A 24,831-nucleotide genomic window follows, 5' to 3' on the forward strand; every position below is an offset into this window, starting at 1 on the left:
AATTAATCTTATTATTTATGTTTTATATATATTGGGAAAATGATTATCCGTTTTTTTCATAATCTATTCACAATCTTAGTGATAGCAAGGCTTGCCGAAATTTAGCAATCTTTTTACATAAAATATATCATCCTAAACTACTGCATAAAATCTGCTTACATGGTATAATATCAACACTAAAGTAATATTCTTAGGATTTATTTCAACATATCTAAATTATACTTAACAAAATATAATGATTATTTATTTAAATTTATAAATATGCGAAAGGGGTTTTAATGAAAGGTAAACTTAATAATTATTTGCTAAAGCTATCCTCCTTGGTATTAGCTTTTATTTTAGTTTTCCCAACTGAAATATTTGCTATGGCAATGGATGATAAAGCTAGCACTTATAATGCTTCTACAAGCATTATGGGTCTTGCAACACAAACGCAAAATCCAGAGGAAAACAGTACGGAAAGCACAGATGAAAAACAAACGCTAATCAAATCAGAGATTAGCACAGACGAGACAGATGAATATTTAATCGAAAAATCAGCAACCTTATCCAAGACCACAGGACAAATCGATTACAAAATTCTAGTAAAATCAAAAAAATCTGATGACAAAGACAAAAATCAAACAGCAATCTTTGCCATTACCCAAAACACAGATCTAAAAGATTTAAAAGTTGAAAAAGTTCAAGAATTATCTGCTGATGGAACAGAAAAAGATGCAGAATATACACAAAATACTGCAAGTTTATTCACACCACAAGACAATCAAAGAACATTTGGCATAACTACAACCAGCGCAGAAAATGCAATGGTTTATTACTTAAGTGCAAAATTATCTGATGAAGCTTTGGCAGATATTGACAAAAAATCTCCAAATATGGACTTAGAATTTGCAATCAAAAAACTAGAAAATATCTACCAATCACGCTATGCCCTAGAAATCGCCAAACCACAGGAAAACGACATAATAATAGACAACAATGGTGATCTTAAAAACCAAGAAGAAAGCTTAAAAGAAATCACAGATAATACCCACCAATACAAAGCTATATATAAAGAAGAAAGTCAAGGTCTATTCGCTAATACCCCTGCACAAATCACATGGACAGACTATATCAACAACAAAGATGACAAAGAATTTACCTACGACATAAATCTTGACCAAAACCAAGACACAAGTGAAAGTCAAATAAATATCCAATATTACGAAGCAAGCGAAAAAGGCTACATCCTAAACGAATCATTTACAAAAACAATACCTTTCACAAATAGCCTAAAACTAACAATCCCACAAGGCTACATAGCACAAGTAGAGCTAACAACAAGACCAAGAGAAAATGTAAAAGAATACACATTTAACGGAGCAAAAGTAGCTAACCCAACATATAAAGAAGAAAAGACACCAGCAAAAGAAGAATCAAAAAAAGAAGACACAGACCCTCTGCCAGCAGAAGAAAAACCAGAAACTCAAAAGGCAGAAGAAGCACCAGCAACAGAAACTAACTCATCAGCTATCGCACTAAATAAAGATAGCTTATTAAGCAAGTTCAAAAACGAAGAAAAATTAAACAACCAAATAGAAGCAGAAGTAGACAAAATCACAAATCTTCTAGAAACATATAATAATGAAGAAATTACTTGGGAAGAATTTGTAGCAGAAGTAAAATCAACAGCTTTATCAAAAGCAGATTTTATAAAAACAATCAATACCCTAACAGCAGGACTAGCAGAAGATAAATATAAAGTAGCAAATATCGATGCCGATGAATTAGCAAATGAAATTTACCCTGCAGAAGAAAGCAAAAAAGAAGAAGCAAGTGAAGAAGAAAAAGAAACTACAAAAACAGTAGACGAATTAGTAAAAGCAAAACTAGCCGACCCAAAAACAACTATAGAAGACTTCCAAAACTATATGTATGAGTTAGAAACTGAGTACGCTCTTACTAACGAAGATGCAGCAAGAATCTATGGGGACAATGCTGAGGCTATTGAGGCATTAATTAATAGACATAGGGAAGAAAGTCTAGACCCATGGATACTAGCCGTAATTGAGGAAGATGGAAACTATAAACTAAACGGTTCTTTCTATGTAACACGTAATGCAAACTTATATCCTGGCCAAGACACACCAGAGGGTACTAAAATAATCATCAACCATTCTGAGTACTTGACCCATGATGGCGAAGTTGAAGACCTTGAAAATAAAGCTGGAAAAGTTATAGCAACTGGTACGTATGATAGAGAAAATAAACAGATTATATATACCATTACCAATGAGATAAATAATATGAGCCTAAGCTCTTATGACTCAGTAAAATTCTCTGAAAACTTTAAGTTAAAAGATGATTTAGAAGAAAATAAAGAATATATAATAGAAAACTCTATGGAGATTATTAAACCAGATGGCACTAAAAGAACTGTAAAGATGTCTCCTAATAGAGTGACGATTGAGAATGATAAAGCGATAGACCCATCAAATCCATTAACTTATACTAAAAAACCTAATGCGCTATATCATGTAGACTATAATGCTACATTTAAAGAAAATAAAGACCCGAGTGGAAATATCGAGTCATTAGATTGGACGGTTACGATAGATGGTGACAAATCACTAGGACCTGATGTAAAAGACTTATCACAACTAGGCCTAATAATAAACTTTACAGGTCCATATGGATCAGGCTTAGAAGGTCCAGAAAATATCTTAGTAAATGGTGAGGTAGTACCAGATAAGGAATTTACATCTAATGAAATATCTGACCCGCATGTAGATTATTCATATAACTATAAACCTATTGGAAACGAAGGTAGAAGAAAATATGTAATAACATTTACTACACCTGTATCTAATAATGAAGGTACACATGTACTAGATATAAATTACACATTAGCCAATGTCCGAAATTACGACGGAGGAGCTGGTAGAGTAGGAAGAAGAAGTACTACAGACTCTACAGAGACTCCAGATGTAATAAAACAGCTACCAGGTGCTAAAACTCTTATAGTAGGAGAGTATGACGAAAAAGATAAGACCAGAGCACACTGGACGATTTCAGACTCTACAGAAACTAAAGACCTTGAAGGTCTATTACCAAAAAGTTCAATAACTATAACTAACCAAGAGCTAGAAGGGGCTATAAGAGCCACAACTTACTCTAGAGATAGTAATGGTAAAATGAGAAAAGATGGTGAAACTACATTTAGTAGCCTATCTGAAATAAAGAAAGGCGTATATCCAGTAGGAGCTAATAAACCTGGCACTATAGTAGTTTACGACTTTTATACTAAAAACCTATCTACAACGGAAAAACCATCCGTTACAATAGATGGCGAAAAAGCAGAACTTGGGTTATTAGGTAAAGACTTAACTATAAAAACTGAATGGAAAAAATCACTTGGAGATTCTGTTCCTCCATATAAGATGTATCTTGTATCTGATGAAGTAGACGAAAATACAGGTGCGACTGAAAAAGTAATTAAAGAGATACCTGTAGAACTAAATGGTTCTACTCATGAGATAAAATTAGAAAATCTTCCACAGTGGACTACTGATAAATATGGAAACCCTAGAAAGATAAATTATCATATAAGACAAGATCTTCCAGCTAAAAAGACTGATGGAGATGCGACAAATAATCAGATAGTTAGCACGTATTATCTTGAAAGATCAAAAAACTACAATCCAGAAACCAACACTATTACGATAAAAAATGAAGTATTAAAAAAATCTGATGATGGTAGAACAAAAAAACTAAATGACGGTAAAGGTAACGCTCTATGGGACAATTCCTTTGAGCCAAGAGATATCACTATCCGTAAATTTGCTGATGATGGTAAAACTCCACTAGCAGGAGCAACATTTGAGCTTAAAACCTCAGATTCTAACGCACAGGGTGAACCATATCGATCATATACAGGGACTACAGACTCTAACGGATATGTAACATTCTATGATGTAGAGCCAAATGATTATGGAAAATCTGCTAGATATATCCTTACTGAAACTAAGGCACCATCTGGATATATAAGAAATAGTAATTCAGAAATAGTAACTGTAGACTCACATGGTAGGGTGTATTGGGAACCAAGTTCTAACATACTAAATACTCCTAACCCACCACAATATACAAGAATTCTAAATGAATATAAATCTGACACTACATTCCAACAAGAAAAAAGAGGGACTGTAACCTCTACTATTCAACAATTTGTAGGATTTGAAAAACCAGCTAATAACGTAGATGGGGAGGACTTTAACGAACAAAATACAGAAGCCAACTATTATGTAGTCATCCACAAGAATGGTGCTGGAACAAAAGCTCATAGTAGTAAACTACTTTTTGATGTAGGAAAAGACGCTACTATAAATTATATTGATATAAAAGATTTCCACACTTATAAGGGATGGGTGAAAAATCCTCCTATTAAAGCAGCTAAGACGAAGTTTGAAAATAAAACTTTTACCTTACAAGATTTTGAAACACTGCCTTCAGCTAATCTAATTACTCATGATGAAAGAAATATACTGCCTACTATTCACCAAGACGGTCATAAAGCAGATATAATATTTGATAATGATAGATTTAAAAGTGTTGAACTTGCTAATAAAGAAGGTGATGGATGGACATATATAGTAAAAGTTAATGTAACTATAGATAACGCTAATGCAGTAAAACCTAAAAACTTCACTTATAAACTTACAGATAGTGGATTATCTGGAGATTATAAAGAACGTGAAATGACTGGTTCTATTGTTCTGCCTGCAGTTAAAAAAGTAGATCTTTCTGTACCAGTAGATCCAATAGAAATCACAAACAAACCTATTCCAAATGCTTCTGTAGCCCTAACTAAAACAGACAAAGAAAATAAAAGATTAAAAGGTGCTACATTTACTATAGAAGATGAATCTGGAAATATATTTGATATGGAAGTATCAGATGATAATGGGGATATAGTATTTGATGATCTAAGACCGGGAACATACTTTATTAGAGAATCTAAAGCTCCAGAAGGATACCAAAAAACTGGAAACTATTTTAAGGTAGTGGTAACTAATGAAGAAGAAAAAGATAGTACTACTGGTCAGATAAATAATATAAGAAAAATTAGATACCAAGAATATGACCAAAATGGAAATAAGATTGGTGCTGAGGGAGAAGGTAACTCAGTAGCGACTGGTAAATCAGATAATGACCTTAAAAAAGGTATATTTATTCCTGAAACTCCTACAATGACTATCACTAGATGGGGTAAAGGTACAGATGGCAAAATCAGATCTATCGGAGAACACCCAAATGGAAACCCTGGTGTATATGACTTACTAATAAATGAAGGGGTAGAATTCCAGACAAAAATTCGATTTAATAAATCTGTACAAGGCGATAAGTTCTCTATTAAATTTGACGATAAGCTAAACCTTACTTTTACAGTGAATAAATTCCCAGATATCACAGATAAAAATGGAGATATCATAGCTAAGGCTGGAGTATTTAATCCTGATACAAATACTATCACTTATACAGTGACAGACTATTTAACTAGACATCACTATGACTTTGTAGAAGCAGACCTGACTGTACGTGGTATCACTCTTAATAGACAAAAATATAAGGATTTATCTGGTACATTTAACACTGGATATATATTAAGAGATAACGATGTAGAAACTACATTTAGCAGTGAGTTTGCTGATGGGACACAGGACTCACAAAGATATAGAGTAGATAATTACAACGTACCAGTAAACTTTGGTGACTATGCAGGTAAGTATGTAAAATATGGTACAAACTACTCTCAAACATACTTTAAAGATGAAGCTACAGGTAAGATTTATAAAACTTATGCTCCAGGTAGACAAAGATATATTAAATATATCGCATACTATAACGCCAACGACCAATATGTGAGAAATGACGGTACATGGCCAAGGGTTCAATTTATCTGGAAAGAAAATATGAATCTTAAAGAGTTTAGAGTATACGATGTACCGTATGAAATAGGTAACGATTATAACAGAGTAGCGATGCCTACATCTTATGGTATAGAACCTGAAACTGACAAATATATAAGAAATGGTAAAGAAAGAAGCTATGATAAGATTTTAGATCTTAAAACAGGATCACAAAATCTAATCGGCAGCACTGCTCATACTAATTATAGATATATACCGGGAAATAATGCACAAGTAGTAGGTCCAGAAATATTAAATCCAAAACTAGAAATGGACTTAAATACAAACCGTATAAATACAGAAAGTATAAAAAACCTAAGATATAGAGATGGTAAGGTATTTGAGTTTGATTTTGCAGTTGCTAATGAAGATAAAGATTTTTATGACCAATACTATGGTCTAACTATGTATACTAGACAATGGCTAGATGATTATAGAGTATTAAATAGCCAAGGATTTGGCCATGCCTTTATTGGTGAGCTAAATGATGCAACAGCTGAAGGAGCTCAATATATACCACCGAATCCAAAACCAGCCAATATAAACTTTACTAACGATATGTTTAATCCAGGACGCTTTATAATTAATAAAACTGATAATGCTAAGACTGAAGCAGAGAAAAGACAACTTCAAGGAGCACAGTTTATATTAAGAAAAGGCGACGAAAATGGAGAGATTATTAAAAATCTAACCACAGGCACTGATGGTAAGGTACAGTCTGGTGACCTAGCTCCAGGAATCTATACTCTAGAAGAGGTAAAAGCACCTGATGGATATAAAATAGGCGAAAAAGACACTTGGAAAATCGAAATAGATGATAAAGGCCAAGTAAAAGTAGATGGTAGAACTATAAAAAATATAACTGAAACTGTAGATGATGGCATTGATAAAAGCTATAGCTATAATAACTCACAGCCAACTACAAAGACTATCTACTATAAAGACAACTCAGGCTCTGCTGGTTCATATGAGACTTCAATAGCCTCAGTGGGAAATGATGAATATCTAATTACCACAACAGTAAATGGCAGTCAATATAATGTACCTACTGATATAACTAGTTATGTAGCTCGTAACTCAGGTGTGCCAAAAACTATTTATCACAACGATGCTGCTAATGGTGACTGGCCAGAATTTATGATGTTACAACACTATCTGGCTACTAAAGATCCAAAAAATAAAAAAGTAGAGTATTATGCACTTTTAAACCCTGATGATAACTCTAATATGAATAAGAATAGTGACTTTAAAATAAATGTCGCTAATATGAATATAGAGTCTATTTCAGTATTTAATGTAGATCCATCAAATGCTGGGTCTGCTAGAACTAAAATGCAGAGCTTTAATGGTGGATCTATAAGTAATTCCGTAGCAACTGGAGCTAACGAATATCCAATAACTGTATCTGGTTCTGGTAATGAGAGAACAGTATATCTACCTCAACAGAGATTTGGTTTTAGTGAGCCGGCAAAATGGAAATTCCTAGTAAAAGTTACTGGTACAGTAATTGATCCTAAAGCTAATACATCAGTAATAGCTAACTGGACAGCTAGAGATGCTCGTTCATATATAGCTGATGCGCGTGTGTCTATAGCACCAATAGAAGAAAAATCTCAGTCTTATGCACCAATAAATTCACTACGTGGAACTTTAACGCATAATATAAATACTGATGCATTTAATATAACTGTTGGTGAAACTAAATTTAATATAAATTCAGGTAAAAGGCAGCAATTCTTTACTAGAGTTAAAGCTAAAGATAACCTCGCTGCTGGAACATATCCTATTTTAAATAGTGCAAAATTAGATCTGCCTGATTTAAAGGGAGATTCTAGAACTACTGAATTAAAAAATGGTGCATCTATTACAGTTACAGATACAAAGAGAACGAAAGAAGTAGAAAAAGTTACAGCTTTCCAAATAGACATCGAAAACCCACCTATTACAGGAAAGTTCATAGTCCAAAAAGTTGGAGAAGATGGAGTTGAAAAACTTACCGGTGCTGAATTTAAGCTTTATAAATTAGATGAAAATGGAGAAGCTAACACAAATAATCCTATAGGGCAAATAGTTGTAAAAGATTCTGATGGTAGGGAAATCCCAGGACGTATAGAATTTACTGACCTAAAAGATGGCGACTACCTACTAGAAGAAACAAAAGCTCCAGTAGGTTACGAAATAAGCAAGGCTAAATGGAATGTTTCAGTCAAGGACGGCAAGGTCAACATACGTTCAACTGATGGATCTGCCGACTTTAGCAGAACAGATGATACCATCACCCTAAATATAGTAAACAAAAAACCATCAAACACCGACTTTATGATCAAGAAAGTAGATGCTTCAGATAATAATAATCCACTTTCAAAAGTAGAATTTGAGCTTTACGATTCTAACAAAAACAAAATCAAATCAGCTACAACAAATGATAAAGGTGAGCTATATTTTAGTAATGTACCAAATGGCACATATTATCTAAAAGAAATAGTTCCAGAAAATTACCAAGCAGAAAGTAAGTGGACTACTATTGTAGTAAAAGATGGAGAAGTTACGTTCACTCACAGTGATACATTTACAGATGAGTCTGCAGATAAATCAGGACTAACTGAATTATTTACAAGTGTTATGAATGTATTTGATACTTCTGCAAGAGATATCACTATGACAGCTGATAAGCCTTCAGATTTTGTATCTGAAAACATAACAACTTACACCATCAAAAACTATCAAAATCCTGATGTTACATTATATAAATTTGGGGTTTTGGAAAATACCAAAGACTACTACGATACAGAAGTATTGTCAAATGTAGAATTTGTCCTTCAAAAACGTGAAAATGACCAATGGGTTGAAAAGCAAAGAGCTAAGTCAGCTTCTTTCACAGGTGCTGTTAAGTTTACTAATCTTGAAGCTGGTGAGTATAGACTCCTAGAGCCTAATGCTCCAGAAGGATATCGCCAACCAGATGAGGACGAGGCTGTAAAATCATTTGTCGTAAGAGATGGAAAGATTTACACAACTAATTCTAAAGGTCAAGAACTAGAAATTAGCGATAAAAATAATAACAACGATATTATTAACATTAAAAAAGGCGAAGGTAATATCGAGATAATTAAGACTGGAGATTCAGGCGAAAAACTTAAAGGAGTAGAGTTTGAACTTTGGAACTATGACGCTCTATCAATGATAGCTAAAAAAGCAACTGATAAAGATGGTAGAATTGATTTTGAAAATCTAAATTATGGCAGATATTGGTTAAAAGAAACTAAAACTCTACCAGGATATATTTTAGAAGATAGAATCAGATCAGTAGTAGTTACTAAAGGATACGATCTTCCTTCAGGTATTAGTGGAAAAGATATTTCAAAGCAACTAAGGGTAGCTGAAAAATCTCTAGTATCTACTACTAATAGTAGGACAGAAGTATATCCTAACGATGCAGAGGGACTATTTGCTAATATAAAATTAAGTGTAGCTGATCAAACTAATCCTAAAACTAAAATCAAACCAGGTGACACTTTCTATATTAGATTAAGTGATAATCTAGACCTTGATGGTATAGGAAAAGCTGATGCTAAAATTCTAGATGGACGATTTGATATAATAGGTCCTTTTGGTACACTAGCCAAAGCAGAAATACAAAGTGATAAGAAAACTATTAAATATACATTCACAAATTATCTAGAAAATAGAACTCTAGGAAGTAAGATAGATCTTACTATCCCAGTATTTGTAGATAGATTTAAAGTTTTAAATAATAGCACAGAGACATTTGGTTTCAGTCTAGGTGATATAAATAATTTAGATTCTGTAGGTCAAAATAACTTTACTAATCAGATAGCTGTAAAATATTTTGATAAATATAATAGAGATACAGCTCAATATATAAATTTAATGCCACTTAAGGTAGACCATGATACTAAAGAATTTAGAATGCTAGCTTATGTAAATATGAAACATGAGAACACTTATAATAAGTTATTCTACTTTACACCAAGCCTAGATGTAGAAAATTTAAATATCAAAGTATATAACTTTGGAAATGCCGAGCTACCACATTCTTATGGAGTGGATTTAAGTGGAAGACAGTTTACTAATAATAATCTAGGAAATGTAGAGGCTTATAGTCAAAATGGTATATATGTTTCTAATAATCGAAATTCTAACGCATATGTACTAGAGATTACAGGTAAAATAAGCTCTGATAAGCCGACTACAATGACTACTAGATCTTGGTACTACGCAAATAATGCTAACTCAAATGCCTATAGACAATATTATTGGGATACTCATACTAAGTTCTATGGACCTAATGGAAGTGCTGATGCTACTCCGATGGTAGATAACCCTATAAAGTTAGAGATCATAAATGACAAAAATAGAATTAATTTCTTAAAGGTAGCTAAGTCAAATAAAGACGGATCTGAGTACGACTATCTAGAAGGTGCTGAGTTTGAACTTAGAAAACTCAATGCTGAAGGAATATATGTAAAAGTTGCTGATAAAGAAAAGGTAAAATCTAATAAATTTGGTTTATTCGGATGGAGTGAAATCCCACAAGGCGAATACCAAGTATGGGAAACCAAAGCTCCAGAAGGATACCAACTTCCTGAAGGAGGTAAGGAAGTAGCAACATTTGAAGTTGACCAAAAAGGAATTGTAAAGAATATTTCAAATATCCTAATTGAAAACGAAAAAATACCTCAAGCATCCCTACCATCCACAGGTGGCAATGGTGCATTTATCGGATTTGCCATCATCGGTACAGCTGTGATGCTTGCGGGTATTGCTTACTTTGCTATCTACCAAAATGACAAAAATAGACGTCGTTCTGATAGGTATGGCAGGTAAATTTACAAGAAAATAACAATTGAATATTACAAAAAGGCTTAGGATTCATATCCTGAGTCTTTTTTTTGCTTCTCTTAATAACTTGCCCATGCAATTACATAAAAAACATAACTCAAGCTATGATTATAATTTCAAACACACCTACAAACAAATCATCAAACCCACCCAAAATAGCTACTACTTATATATAGAAAAATCTCCTAAATCTTCCCGCAAAAAATTTGCAATATTTTATTGCACGCTATTAAATCAATAGTATACTAGATAAGTATGTTATATATGACATGCACAAATTTAGTACAAAAACTTAATATTTTATACTTATTGTCCACATTTTTAATATATTGGGAAAAGTTAGGTAAAAAGTTAAATATGACTAAATTAATATTGTATATATCTTACTTATAACGTATAATATTTAAACAAAGGGTTATAAATTGACACTCAAATTTTAGAAGGCAAATCCGATACAAGTAGTTATAATAATAACGAATAATGACAGCACAATACTTTCTTCGGTAAAATAAATTTAGACATAAAACTTGTCTTTGATAAAGTCTTAAAGTCTTTAGAAAAATACTACAGATTTGACCGAGTATTTTCGGAGTTTTGATAGGCAAATCAAGTCATGGATATCGATAGCACAATGTAATAATTACTATTATTTTAAACATATTGGCCAATATGCAAATATATTGCAAACAATATGTTCTTTAGCTATTGAATCTATTAAAGCTGATATATTATAATTAAACTAAGGTTGATAATTAGTAATTTACATAAGTGATACCACTCACACCCAAACGAAAGTTGTCCAAAGCTAGATTAATTAATATATCAACAAGAAAATTGCTTTTTCGCAAAATAATGATAAAGGAGAAAAAAATATGAAAAAAGCAACAAACAAGCTAATGTCATTTTTAGCAGCTTTTGCTATGGTTTTAAGTGTATTAGTTGCACCATTTGCTAATGCTAATGCGGCAGCAGATAATACACAAAAAAATCCGACAGAAGCTACTGAAAAAACTACAAAGACATTAACAATCCACAAAATCCTAATGTCAGAAACAGGGTTAGGAAAACATGATGTTAATAAAGAAGGTTATGATGGTAACAAAATTAAAGATGAACAAATTAAAACTTTCTTTGAAGACGGTGCTAAAGAAATCGATGGTGTTTACTTCAAACTTCAAAAACCAGCTAAAGGTGTAACAGACCCAGATGTAAACAATAACGATCACTGGGAAGACTTAGGTGAAGGCTACCAAGGTCTAACAACTAAAGATGGTTTAAAAATTAATGATGTATCAACACTAAAAGGTAAATACAGAATAGTAGAAGTTCATGAAAAATCAACATACGTTGGAGAAAAAGGTGCGACTCTTACAGATAGAAAAGCTGTTCCATCTATCATAGTACTTCCACTAGTTAACAACGATGGTGTTGTAGAAGATGCTCACATGTATCCAAAAAACACTGAAAATGCTCCACAAATCGATAAAAACTTCTTAAAAGACAATGGACTAGAAGCAGCAAAAGGATACGATGCAGCAGATCTTTTAAAAGTTGGTGCAGATTACAAAAACTACCAAGCTAAAAAAGCAACAGCTGAAGCTGAAGTTGGTAAAAACATTCCTTACGAAGTAAAAACTGAAATCCCAGCTAAATCTAACTTAGCAGAAGCTAAATGGGACGATAAAATGACTGCAGGTCTAACATATAATAAGGACCTTACAGTAACAATTGATGGAACAAAAATTACTCCAACTGCTGATGAACTAACTCAAACAGATAATGGATTCGTTTTAAGACTACAAGGTGAAAACCTAAAAAAATTAAACGGAAAAGACAAAGCTGTAACAGTAGAATTAAAATATTCTGCAACTGTAAACTCAAGTGCAATAGCAGATATCCCAGAAGCCAACGATATTAAGTTCTTCTATGGTAACACACCATCTAAAGGAACTACTCCACTACCAACTAAACCAAACGAAAATGGTGAAGTAACAGTTAAAAAAACTTGGGATAACGGATCTAAATTCGTAGATGGTGAATGGGCTAAATTCAAACTTGTAGACGCAAACACAGGAGAAGACGTAACAGCTGCTGACCTAGTAGAACCAAAAGAAGAAACTAAAAAAGCTGACTTTAACACATATAAGGATGGTTTCCAAGGAACTGTAACACTATCAAAAGGTACAGAAGAATCTCACACATGGAAATATCTAAACAAAGACAAACAATATAAAGTAGTAGAAGTTGAATCTAAAACTTTATCAGATGCAGAATATACTAAAGCTGAAAATGGTACAATCGAAGTAACAAACCACAAATCAAATAACCCAAAACCACTTAACCCAACAGAACCAAAAGTTGTTCTAGGTGGTAAAAAATTCGTAAAAACTAACCAAGATGGTAAAGAAAGATTAGCTGGTGCTGAATTCTACGTTAAAAATGGTACAGGCGATGGCGCTAAATACCTAGTAGCAGCTAAAAAAGAAGGTAATGACGTAGCAACTAAAAAAGCAACTTTAGATGATGCAGTTAAAGCATATAACGATAGAGTTCAAGGTAAAGAAGAGACTGATGAAGCATTTAAAGCAAGAGAAGAACAACTAAAAGCTGCTATAGATACAGCTCAAGATGCTTATAACAAAGCATTCAAAGAAAACGCAACAGCATATACTTGGGGCAACAAAGACGATGCTAACGTTGTAGTACTAACATCTGATGGACAAGGTAGATTTGAAATCTCTGGTCTTGAATATGGAACATACTACCTAGAAGAGAAAGAAGCTCCAAAAGGATATGCTAAATTAAGTGGAGATGTTAAATTTGATGTTGAAAAAGGCTCATATTCAACAGGAGATATTAATTATAACTCAGAATCAAATGCTAAAGATGCTCTACAAATCAAAAACAAGAAAGTAACTATCCCTGAAACAGGTGGTATTGGTTCACTAATCTTTATCGTAGCAGGTCTTGCACTTATGGGTGTAGCATTCGTAGCTATGAAAAGAAGAAATTCTTACGAAGAAGCTTAAGGCAATATTCATAAGTAAAAAGATATATTAAGAAAAAGCAATCAAAAAACCAGGAATTAATTTTCCTGGTTTTTTATTATGCCTAAAATAATAAAATCATATGTCAGATTTCTCCACTCAAAATCAAAGATTTTTCGGTCGAAATGGGAAATTTTGGTTTTACAAATAACTAGAATACATACACCGACCATCTCGACCAAATGAGCGCAAGCGAAATGCGTGGAGAGATCTGTGTAATTGGATAAACCATTCATATTAATTTATCCATTGCCCCACTCTAGTACCTGTCACCCTGAGCGAAGCAAAGCGTAGCCGAAGGGTCTCCTGGGATAATCATTATCTCCGTTTTAAATTAACACCAACCAAGGAGATCCTTCGACTCATTCACCCCGTTCATTCGCTCAGGATGACAATTTGTGGGTTGGGGTGAAAATTGAATTATTAAAATCAAAACTGCGAGGCCACCCTGTCACCCTGAGCGACCAAAGGGAGTCGAAGGGTCTCTTAGGCTGTTATTACCTTCGATTCGAAGTAATATTATCCAAGGGGATCCTTCGGCGCACTCACTTCGTTCGTTTGCTCAGGATGACAATGCTTGGATTGGGTCTATATTTTAAATATTATTCTATTTTCACTCACCAAAAAATCAATTCTACCACAATTCCTAGTAATATACTAAAATACATTAGACAAGCACTCCCATTCATTGCTATAATAGACATATGAAAAACTTAAAAAATACTACATATTACACAGACGAAGAGCTAAAAAATTGGATAGAGGATGAGTCTATGAATGAGTGGTTGGCGGATACTGCTGATCGTATTCGTAGGGACATATATGGCGATGCGGTCTATATCCGTGGGCTTATCGAATTTTCTAATTTTTGCAAAAACGACTGTTTATATTGCGGCATTCGCAAATCAAATAAAAATGTTGACCGTTACAGATTGACTCCAGAGGAGATTGTCCAATGTGCTGATGTTGGATATGAGCTAGGTTTTAGAACTTATGTCTTGCAAGGCGGGGAGGACACATACTATACTGACGATATGATTGTTGATATCGTAAAGGAGATAAAAGCAAAACATCCGGACACAGCTATTACCCTTTCTCTAGGAATCAAGCCTTATGAGTCTTTCAAAAGATTTTATGATGCAGGGGCGGATAGATATTTGTTACGCCAAGAAACATCCGACAGCGAACATTTTAAAAAACTTCACCCAGCTGGCATGACCATGGAAGAGCGCCACGAGGCCTTGTGGCAATTAAAAGAAATCGGCTACCAAGTAGGCGGCGGATTTATGGTGGATAGCCCATATCAAACAACTGAGGATTTGATAAAAGACTTAAGATTTTTAGAAAAATTAGAACCAGATATGATAGGTATAGGCCCATTTTTGACCAGCCATGATACACCATTTAAAGATTTTCCAAATGGATCATACACAAAAACTTTAAGATTGGTCTCAATTTTAAGAATTCTATTCCCATACGCATTGATACCAGCAACAACAGCCCTAGGCACAATCAACCCACTAGGCCGCGAAATGGGTCTAAAAGCAGGAGCAAACGTCCTAATGCCAAACTTGTCCCCAACCATGTACAGAAAACAATATCAACTTTATGATAACAAAATTTGTACAGGAGATGAAGCAGCAGAATGCAGGGCATGTCTAAGTATGAGAGTAGATAGGGCTGGTTACGAGATAGTGACTGATAGGGGAGATGTGATTACTAGGAAGGCTGAGTTGGTGTATTAGGGGTAAGAGACAACAGATTTCTCCACTCGCACCCATGGTGCTCGGTCGAAATGGATATTTTGGATTTGCAAAAAACTAGAATACCTACATTATCCATATCGACTAAGCAAGCGAAAGCGCAGCGCATGGAGATATCTGTAATTACGAATAAAGTCAGATTTCTCCACTCGTATCAAAGATACTCGGTCGAAATGGATAATTTGATTTCACAAACAACTAGAATATTCACATCACCCATCTCGACCAAATAAGCGAGAGCGCAGTGCGTGGAGAGATCTGTTTTTACAAATACTTATTATTAGGGAGAAAATATGAGCAGTAATTACTATGTCTACATAATCACTAATGCAACAAATTCTACTGTCTACGTAGGCATGACTCACAACCTAGAAAAAAGAATGTATGAGCATAAAAATCATCTGGTAAAAGGATTTTCGGATAAATATAATGCTGTAAAGTTGGTTTATTATGAATGGACAGATGATAAATTTGGTGCCCTTGCTCGTGAAAAACAATTAAAGAAGTGGAGTAGAATCAAAAAAGACAGAATAATTAATAAGATGAATCCTGATTGGGAAGATTTGACTGGAAATTGGGATAATGAGTTAAGTTCATATTAAGGAAATGAAACAGATTTCTCCACTCGTATCAAAGAAACTCGGTCGAAATGGATAATTTGGGATTGCAAATCACTAGATTACATACACCACCCATCTCGACCAAACAAGCGTAAGCGTTGTGCGTGGAGAGATCTGTTTCAAACTTTCAAATCCTAATTCCCCACAAAAAAAACCACCAAGCTCACACCTGGTAGTCTATTTTGTCTATTATCCCCTGCAAGTACGCGATTGTCATTCCGTAGTTTGTCATTGGGATATTTTTTTCTTTGCATTTTTTTACCCTATTCATGATGCTGGTGCGGTTAAACATACATGATCCGCATTCTATGATTAGGTCATATTTTTCTATATCATGAAAGTCTTCGCCTCTAGCAAAGTCTATATTTACATTAGGATATTTTTTCTTAAGCATTTTTGGTATTTTTACTGTGCCTATGTCTTCTTCGATAGGTGGGTGGGTGCAGATTTCTGCTATCAATATATTTTTTACTTCATTGTCCAATACTTTTACTGACTGTTTAAAGTATTCTACATCTCCCTTAAATCCACTCATGAGTACTGAAAAGCTTGTTAGTTTGCTTTCTTTTGGACTTTTTTCGTAGACATCTTTAAAAACTTTTGAGTCTGTGATTATTAAATCTGGTGGATTTTTTAAAACATTTAGGGTATTTTCGAAATTTTCCAAACTTGTGCTGATACATACTGCATCTTTGTCGATTAATTCTCTGATGGTCATTACTTGTGGTTTTATCAGCCTATCTTTTGGGGCAGCTTCATCTTGGGGCATTACCAAAACTACTGTGTCAGCTTTTTTTACCAATTTTCCGGTCAAGGTCAAAGGACCATCATAATTAACTACTTTTTTTATTTCTTCAAATAATTTGTACCTATCATCTGTATTCACATTTATGGTAATAGGTCTTAGATCTTTAAACTTTTCCCTAATTTCTTTTCCAATTTCCAAATCTTGTTTTGGTGCGATAAATATAATTGGCTTATCTTTTGCCTTTAATTGGTCAATGAATTTCAAGTCATCTTCTAGGCTTAATACATAAAGAAAAATATCTGCTTTTTCTAAAACACTTAGAGATTTTGAGATTCTCTTATTGGATAGGTCTGTTGAGTCGTTTATCCCTGCTGTATCTATAAAAATTACCGGCCCCAGCCCGTGGATTTCCATGGGCTTATTGATTGGGTCGGTTGTTGTGCCGTGACTGTCTGAAACTATGGCGGTTTCTTGGCCAGTTATATAGTTTAAAAGAGTGGACTTGCCGGCATTTGTGTTACCAAATATGGCAATGTGCAATCTTTCTCCGTTCGAAGTTCTCATATATATAGGTCTCTTTTGCCATTTTCTACTGATGCTAGATTTCCTATGGTTTCTTTTCTGACTTCTTCATTTGGAATGGTGTTGATTTCGCGGCCTATTAGGGCATCGATGTCTGCTTTTGTTTTTGGGCTTGCGTAATCTTCGCCGTATTCTTTTAGAGTTACCAAAGCATTTGGCTGGCAAATATTACCGATTCCGACATTTTTAACCATTTCCATAAATACTTCGCCAGTTCTACCTTTTCTATAGCAGGCTGTGCAGAATGATGGAATATGATCTTTTTCTATGAGCCAGTCTACAACTTCATCTAGGGTTCTGTTGTCTGATAGTTCAAATTGGTCTGATCCTTCTGTGACATTTTCAGTATATCCGCCTACAGATGTTTTTGATCCACCTGAGATTTGGCTGATACCAAGGTCTAACAGTCTGCCACGCATTTTCTCACTTTCACGAGTTGATACTATCATACCTGTGTATGGAGCTGCGATTCTAATACATGCTACTACTTTTTCAAAAACATCGTCTGCCAATGCATTTTCAAAGTCTGCTACATCCACATCATCTCCTGGTTGGATACGTGGGACAGAAATTGTGTGTGGGCCGACATTATATTTTGCTTCCAAGTGTTCAGCATGCATTAATTGGCCGATAAATTCGTATTCGTATGAGTCAAGTCCGTATAAAACTCCAAGACCTACATCATCTATACCTGCATCCATAGCACGGTCGTGGGCTGTGGTGTGATAATCGTAGTTTGATTTTGGTCCATAAGCGTGAAGTTTTTCGTAATTTTCTTTATTATAGGTTTCTTGGAATAGGATATATGTTCCTATTTCTGCATCGTGAAGTTTTTTGTAGTTTTCAGTTGTGGTTGCAGCTATATTTACATTTACCCTACGAATTGCACCGTTTTTGTGGTGGATATTATAAATTGTATCGATAGATTCTAGGATATATTCAATAGGGTTATTTCTAGGATCTTCTCCTGCTTCTAGGGCAAGTCTTTTGTGTCCCATATCTTGGAGGGCAATTACTTGCTCGCGGATTTCCTCTTGGCTTAATTTTTTGCGAGGAATGTGTTTGTTATGTCCATGGTATGGGCAATATGTACATCCGTTGATACAGTAATTTGATAAGTATAATGGGGCGAAAAGAACTATACGGTTTGCATAAAATTTAAGTTTTAATTCTTTAGCAACCTTAAATATTTCCTCATTGAGGTCATCTTCGCCACAAGATAAAAGCACAAAAGCTTCTCTGTGGTCTAGGCCCTTTGCCTTTCTAGCCTTTTCTAATATTTCTATGATAAGCGGTCTATTGTGTGCATTTTTGCGACCGTAGTCTATTGTTTCTAATATTTCTTCATGGTTTATAAACTCAGCTGGGTCTGAGCTTTTTGGATTATATTTTGCCATAAAATCTCCTTTCCTCTTTAATTATAATACTAAACTAATCGGATTTACAAGTATAGAAAAATATTTGCAATCAGTATTTCTTTCAGAAAGTAAATTTAAATTTGCATGATTTTTAACTATGTTTTTAGATATTGTAATTTTCTTCTAAAATGTCTAAATTTACCTATCTTTTATCATTGTATATTACTAGTATTTAAGATATAATATATCTGAATAAGTCTAACTAGAATTATAAGAAATTATTTTATAAATATTAAATGACAGGAGTTTATTATGTTAAGGAAGAAAAAGTACAGCTTTATGGCTGGATTGCTAAGTATATTTATGGTCTTAGCTGCAATATTCTCGCCAGTATCAAAAGCTGCAGAAACAGAAGAAACAGTCAATAGCCATCTTACAATTAAAATACCTAGAAATGGTAGAGATGCAGAAGAGTCAAGCGCTCCACGCGAGTTAAAGGTCTATAAAATAAGTGATAAGAACTTAACTAGCGATGAGCTTGAAAAAGAGCGTCTAAAATACGATGCAATGACAATTGCAGAAATTGAAAAAGAATTTGAGCCAGTAGGCGAAACATTAAAATCTACAGTAGTGGATGCTCATGATATTATCGAACTAAAAGGACTTACACCAGGTGCTTATCTATTAAAAGAAACTGACGAATCAGCAGAAATCCACGAGTACAGGGTGACAAGTTCAACTACAAATATTCAAGAAGGCATCATTGACGTTCAAGAAGTAAATGTAAAAGTTGAACAAAATAAACCTTTGAAATTACACAAATATGGCCTAGTTGATGAAGAAAAATTAGATGATGACACAAATCGTACTCCACTTGAAGGTGTAGAATTTAACTTAATTGACAATGCAAGCGGAAAACCTGTACCACTAACAAAAACAGGCGAAGGTACATATGCATACCAAGGTGGAGAGGGAGATGTAACATTAGTTACAAACAAAGAAGGTAACATTATTATTGAAAATCTTCCTGTTGGTAATTACCATTTTACAGAAACAAAAGCTCTAGAAGGTTATATAGTAGATGATCCAAAAACTGAATCTTTTGACTATAATAAAAAAGATGGTTACGAAGTGTCTAAGGTGAACAAAAAAGGCGAGACTAAAAATGTACAAGTTGGCCTTCACAAAATAGATGAAGAAACAAAAGAAAACCTTGCTGGAGTAGAGTTTAGACTTTACCTAAAATCAGGCGATATACTAACACCAGTTGGAAAAGACGAAAATGGACAATACGATGTAGGCAAACAATACTCTGATGTTTTCAAAACTGATGAAAATGGGAAAATAGCAGTTGAAAAACTACCAGCTATAGCTGATTCAGATGAATATGTGTTTATCGAGGTAAAAGGTCTTGAAGGCTACCACCTAAATAAAGATAACTATTATCCAGTAAAAAATAATGAAGTTATAACAGTAGAAAACTACAAAAACCCAACTCTAAATGAATTAAAACTTAGCAAAGTAGACTCATTTACAAATGAACCAATCGATAAAGTTGGTTTTGAACTTTACAGAGTAAAAGTGGTTGACAATGGTGATAATACCAAAAAAATAACTAAAGAAAGAGTAGATCTTGCAGGAAGCAATGGATCTTATGAATATAAAGAAGACATTGCCCTATCAGAAAAAGTTCCTCAACTATACACAGATACCAATGGTCAAATAGTAGTGAAAAACCTACCAGATGGGGAGTACTTCTTTAGAGAAAACGAGCCACATAAGGATTACGATTTGCCAGAAAACCGTGGCAAAGAGTCTGAAAGACTAAAACGTAAGAACATAACTTACACAATGAAAAATAGACCTATCAACCCACCAGGAGTAAATCCTCCGGGTTCAAATATTGGTAAGGGCTCATATAATTTTATAAAAGTAGATAACTCAAAAGAAGCAAAAAGACTTGCAGGTGCTACATTTGCCCTTTATAAAATAAATGATAAAGGTGAACAAATTCCTGTAGAGATAAATGGCAAAAAATATACAGTAAAATCTGGATCAAATGGTGAGTTTAAGGTAGAAAACCTACCATATGGAAAATATGCACTTAGAGAAACAGCTGCACCAAGTGGTTACATTCCAGAAGTAAAACCAATAGAATTTGAAATTTCGAATAAATCTGCGACTGAAAAAGCAATCATGATTGTTAACAAACCAGATACTCCAAAACCACCAGTGGTAACACCACCAGGAAGCACTCCTCCAAGGTCAACCACACCACCAACAAGAACAACAGTCCCACCAACAAATACTCCAAGAACATACTACGTGCCAAAAGATACCCCAGGTATACCAAGAGGCCCACTAGTAAAAACAGGAGACATCAGAATCCTAGTATTCATAGCAATCGGACTAGTAATGATACTATTTGGTAACCACATAGTAAGAAAAGAAGAAAAAACTCAAATAGCAAACGCTCCATTGTCTTAACAATATAAAGATTAATGATTGTTAATTAGTACTTCGAATCAAATGCTTTTTAAATATAGCTTTATTGACATAATAAGACCTATTTTTATTTAGAGTTTAGTAATAAAGTGAATACATCATTACCCTATAAGAAAATAGAATTCGCGAAGCGAACTTCTACTGATCATTGCCCCACGCAGTGGCGGAGGGGGTAAAAAGGGTTTAGGGGGTCCAGGGGGAAAGGGACGTAGGGGTCTCCGCAACCCCTCGACCCTATCCCCCTATTCGAAGTCATAAACTAAATAAAAAAATAAATCTAATTACATAAATAATAATTATTCTAAAGAGGGAGCTTGGACTAGGAGTTCAAAAAAATTTATAACACGAAAAGGTGCTTAGGCAAAAGCACCTTTTTTAATGAAATCGAGAGGCACTATGGCTTTTAAAAAGAAAAAACAAGCACAAGAAAAACCAATAGAGGATAAGTCAAATCCAAATAAAAAAACAAAAAAGAAAAAAAAGCCACAATCTAAGGCTTCTAAGTGGGCTTGGCGACTAATATTTTTACTTGGCATAGTCATAATGCTATACCCACTTATAAATAGACTTTATTATCGTATTGACTCTACAGAACAGGTCGATACTTTCAAAGCTGGAACAGAAGACCTATCTACAGAAGAAGTAAAAAGACGAATGGATTTGGCCCACGCTTATAACGAATCCTTGTCTGGGAAAATCGCTGATGACCCATATACTAGGGAAAAACAAGAAGAGGGCCGCAAAGAGTACGCCCGAATGCTGGAAGTAGCAGAGATGATTGGTCATATTGAAGTCCCACGTATCAACCAAGACTTACCAATTTATGCTGGTACAAGTGAGGATATCTTACAAAAAGGCGCAGGCCACTTGGAAGGTACATCCTTACCTGTTGGAGGCAATAGCACCCACGCAGTTATAACAGCCCATTCAGGTTTACCAGAAGCAACTCTTTTTACAAATCTTAGAGAGCTAGAAATTGGGGACAAATTTTATGTTCACAATATCGAAGGGGTTATGGCCTACCAAGTAGACCAAGTCAAAGTTATCGAACCATCAAATTTTGATGACCTAGTCGTAGCACCAGGACACGATTATGTGACCTTGCTGACATGTACACCACTTATGATAAATACCCACAGGCTAATTGTAAGAGGACACAGGGTACCATATGTACCAGCAGTTGATGAGGAATTAATAAGGACTAATAAGGCAAATTGGATGTTTAGAATATTATTTTTCGTAGCTTTATTCTTGATTTTAGTACTAATTATAAGGCTAATAAAATTAAGAAAAGAAAATAAAGATTATTACAAACGCCTAGAAGAAGTACGCAAAGAGCAAGAAAATCTTAAAAATATGTTTATGAATAGTTCTTCTAACAAAGGATATGGTTCTTACCAAGGTGGATCAGATATGTTTGAGCAAATGCGAAATACAGATGATTCTAATAAGACAAAGGGTGACATAGATGAATAAGGATAGGTTAAAGAAAAACTTACCCTTTGCCCTAATCTTTTTGCTTGGACTATTGATATTTGCTTATCCCCTTATCAGTCAAAAATATTATGAGATTGAATCTGGTAATGAGGTCGTAGAATTTAGAAAAGAAACAGAATCTATCGACAAAGAAGAAGTTAAAAGACGTATGGACCTAGCCCGTGCCTATAACGACACCCTAGATCCATCGCGTTTATCCGATCCATTTACTGAAGAAGAAAAAGCAGGTCGTAAGGAATACGCCCGTATGCTAGAAGTAAATGAAATGCTAGGCCACGTTGAAATTCCAAGAATAGGACAAGACCTACCAATCTATGCTGGTACAACAGATGAGGTTTTGGAAAAAGGACTTGGCCATTTGGAAGGCACATCATTACCTATCGGTGGAACTAGCACCCATGCTGTTGTCACCGGCCATAGGGGACTTCCAAATGCCAAACTTTTCAGAAATCTAGACCAACTTGTAGAAGGGGATGTGTTTTATATCCACAATATAGAAGGTACTTTGGCCTATCAAGTAGACAAAATCCAAGTGGTTGACCCATCAGATTTTGATCCTGTTTTGGTAGAAGAGGGCAAGGACTATGCAACACTGCTAACCTGTACACCATATATGATAAATTCACATAGGCTTTTGGTTAGAGGACACAGGATTCCTTACCAAGCAGCAGTTGATGATGGGGTTGCAAATGTTAAAAGACTAGCCCCAGACTTTTTACAATTATTCCTAATTCTCTTGCCAATTATTGCACTTTTGCTAATAATTGTTATTAGAGAAAGCAGGAGAAGAAAAACACTAAGTACGGAGGTAAAAACTATTGAAGAATCGATTAAGACTTACAAAAAGTAGTACAATTGGATATTTGCTAATTCTTTTAGGCTTGCTTTTTGTAACAATACCACTAATTAGAAGAACTTATAATGATTACTCAGCCCTAGCCTCCAGAAAAAGATTCGAAGAATTGCAGACAAAAAGGTCAGCCGAAGAGGTAGCAACAGAGACTCGAAACGCAGAGGAATACAACGAAGTTGTAAAAAATTCTGATGTAACAGTTTCAGATCCTTTCACTGCAGAAGACTACCAAACCAAATACGAAAAATTTACCAAAACTAATACACCATTTGCTTATCTTTCCATACCAAAATTAGACAAGCACTTACCACTATATCTTGATGCAAGCTTAGAGCACATTTCTCTAGGAGTTGCCCAAGTAGATGGCACATCAATCCCCATAGGTGGGGCAGGAAGTAGATCAGTAATAGCTGGCCACAGGGGATGGTGGACAGATACTATGTTCCTATACGTTGATCAGCTTCAAGCAGGTGACTATGTTTATATAGAACGTGCCGAAGAAACCATGCGATATGTTGTCCATGACAAAGAAATCATCGGACCATACGATTGGGATAAGCTAGCCCCACGTGGCGAAGAAGACATAATAACACTTTTGACATGTAGTCCATTTATGCCACCAAGACCAAACAGGCTATTAATTAACTGCTATAGGGATGAAAGCGCTATTGCCGAAGAATTCAATATCCCAGGCAAGGACCTACCAGCAAGTCAAAATGAAGATGCAGATGGCAAGACAGATAATATGGTAAAAATAACAAGAATAATAACCCTAGTATTTGCAATTCTAGGAACTATATTATTTATTTTGACCCTAATCAGATTTATAAGAAGATTAAAAGTAAATATCGACTACGCAAATAATTAGCACCCTTTGCATAAAAAGCAAAGATTTTTTTATTTGGGGGGGTAAATATAAAATAAAGAAAGAGTGACAAAATAAATTTTTACAGTACAATTATAAAGTATTATTTGAAAACCTACTAAAATACTAGGGTAAATGATTTCCTTTAATGTCATTGAAATTCCAACATTCTATATACTAAA

General features: G+C 34.5%; 10 protein-coding genes. 8 read left to right on the forward strand and 2 right to left on the reverse strand.

What is annotated here, in order from left to right; genetic code table 11:
- Positions 1–278: 278 nt before the first annotated feature.
- From ACF3NF_RS05850 to ACF3NF_RS05865, 4 genes are all read left to right on the forward strand, one after another.
- Positions 279–10,796 carry a SpaA isopeptide-forming pilin-related protein gene (locus ACF3NF_RS05850; protein WP_394022577.1) on the forward strand — a complete coding sequence of 3,506 codons (10,518 nt, stop codon included), beginning with the start codon at positions 279–281 and terminating at the stop codon, positions 10,794–10,796.
- An 887-nt stretch (positions 10,797–11,683) separates the two neighbouring features.
- Positions 11,684–13,840 carry a pilin N-terminal domain-containing protein gene (locus ACF3NF_RS05855; RefSeq protein ID WP_394022578.1) on the forward strand — a complete coding sequence of 719 codons (2,157 nt, stop codon included), beginning with the start codon at positions 11,684–11,686 and terminating at the stop codon, positions 13,838–13,840.
- A gap of 722 nt (positions 13,841–14,562) precedes the next feature.
- Positions 14,563–15,603, forward strand: a complete 1,041-nt coding sequence (gene hydE, locus ACF3NF_RS05860) for a [FeFe] hydrogenase H-cluster radical SAM maturase HydE (protein ID WP_394022579.1) — start codon at positions 14,563–14,565, stop codon at positions 15,601–15,603.
- A gap of 311 nt (positions 15,604–15,914) precedes the next feature.
- Positions 15,915–16,223 (forward strand): GIY-YIG nuclease family protein, encoded by a 309-nt coding sequence (locus tag ACF3NF_RS05865; RefSeq protein ID WP_394022580.1) that lies wholly within the window; start codon positions 15,915–15,917, stop codon positions 16,221–16,223.
- A 181-nt stretch (positions 16,224–16,404) separates the two neighbouring features.
- Here the strand turns inward: ACF3NF_RS05865 and hydF are convergent, their stop codons facing one another.
- Both hydF and hydG read right to left on the reverse strand, forming a co-directional pair.
- On the reverse strand, positions 16,405–17,553 hold the full coding sequence (gene hydF, locus ACF3NF_RS05870; protein WP_394022581.1) for a [FeFe] hydrogenase H-cluster maturation GTPase HydF: 1,149 nt from the start codon (positions 17,551–17,553) through the stop codon (positions 16,405–16,407).
- On the reverse strand, positions 17,550–18,968 hold the full coding sequence (hydG, locus tag ACF3NF_RS05875) for a [FeFe] hydrogenase H-cluster radical SAM maturase HydG (RefSeq protein ID WP_394022582.1): 1,419 nt from the start codon (positions 18,966–18,968) through the stop codon (positions 17,550–17,552). The genes hydF and hydG overlap by 4 nt, the downstream gene beginning before the upstream one ends.
- Before the next feature lie 273 nt (positions 18,969–19,241).
- On the opposite strand from hydG, the gene ACF3NF_RS05880 reads away from it, so the two are divergent.
- From ACF3NF_RS05880 to ACF3NF_RS05895, 4 genes are all read left to right on the forward strand, one after another.
- Positions 19,242–21,416: an MSCRAMM family protein gene (locus tag ACF3NF_RS05880; protein WP_394022583.1), complete on the forward strand. Its 2,175-nt coding sequence runs from the start codon at positions 19,242–19,244 to the stop codon at positions 21,414–21,416.
- A 414-nt stretch (positions 21,417–21,830) separates the two neighbouring features.
- Positions 21,831–22,910, forward strand: a complete 1,080-nt coding sequence (locus ACF3NF_RS05885) for a class C sortase (RefSeq protein WP_394022584.1) — start codon at positions 21,831–21,833, stop codon at positions 22,908–22,910.
- Positions 22,903–23,781 carry a class C sortase gene (locus ACF3NF_RS05890; RefSeq protein WP_394022585.1) on the forward strand — a complete coding sequence of 293 codons (879 nt, stop codon included), beginning with the start codon at positions 22,903–22,905 and terminating at the stop codon, positions 23,779–23,781. Before ACF3NF_RS05885 ends, ACF3NF_RS05890 begins: the two co-directional genes overlap by 8 nt.
- On the forward strand, positions 23,750–24,652 hold the full coding sequence (locus tag ACF3NF_RS05895) for a class C sortase (protein WP_394022586.1): 903 nt from the start codon (positions 23,750–23,752) through the stop codon (positions 24,650–24,652). The genes ACF3NF_RS05890 and ACF3NF_RS05895 overlap by 32 nt, the downstream gene beginning before the upstream one ends.
- Positions 24,653–24,831: the final 179 nt, after the last annotated feature.

Source organism: Anaerococcus martiniensis, assembly GCF_043187485.1.
Taxonomy (GTDB): domain Bacteria; phylum Bacillota; class Clostridia; order Tissierellales; family Peptoniphilaceae; genus Anaerococcus; species Anaerococcus martiniensis.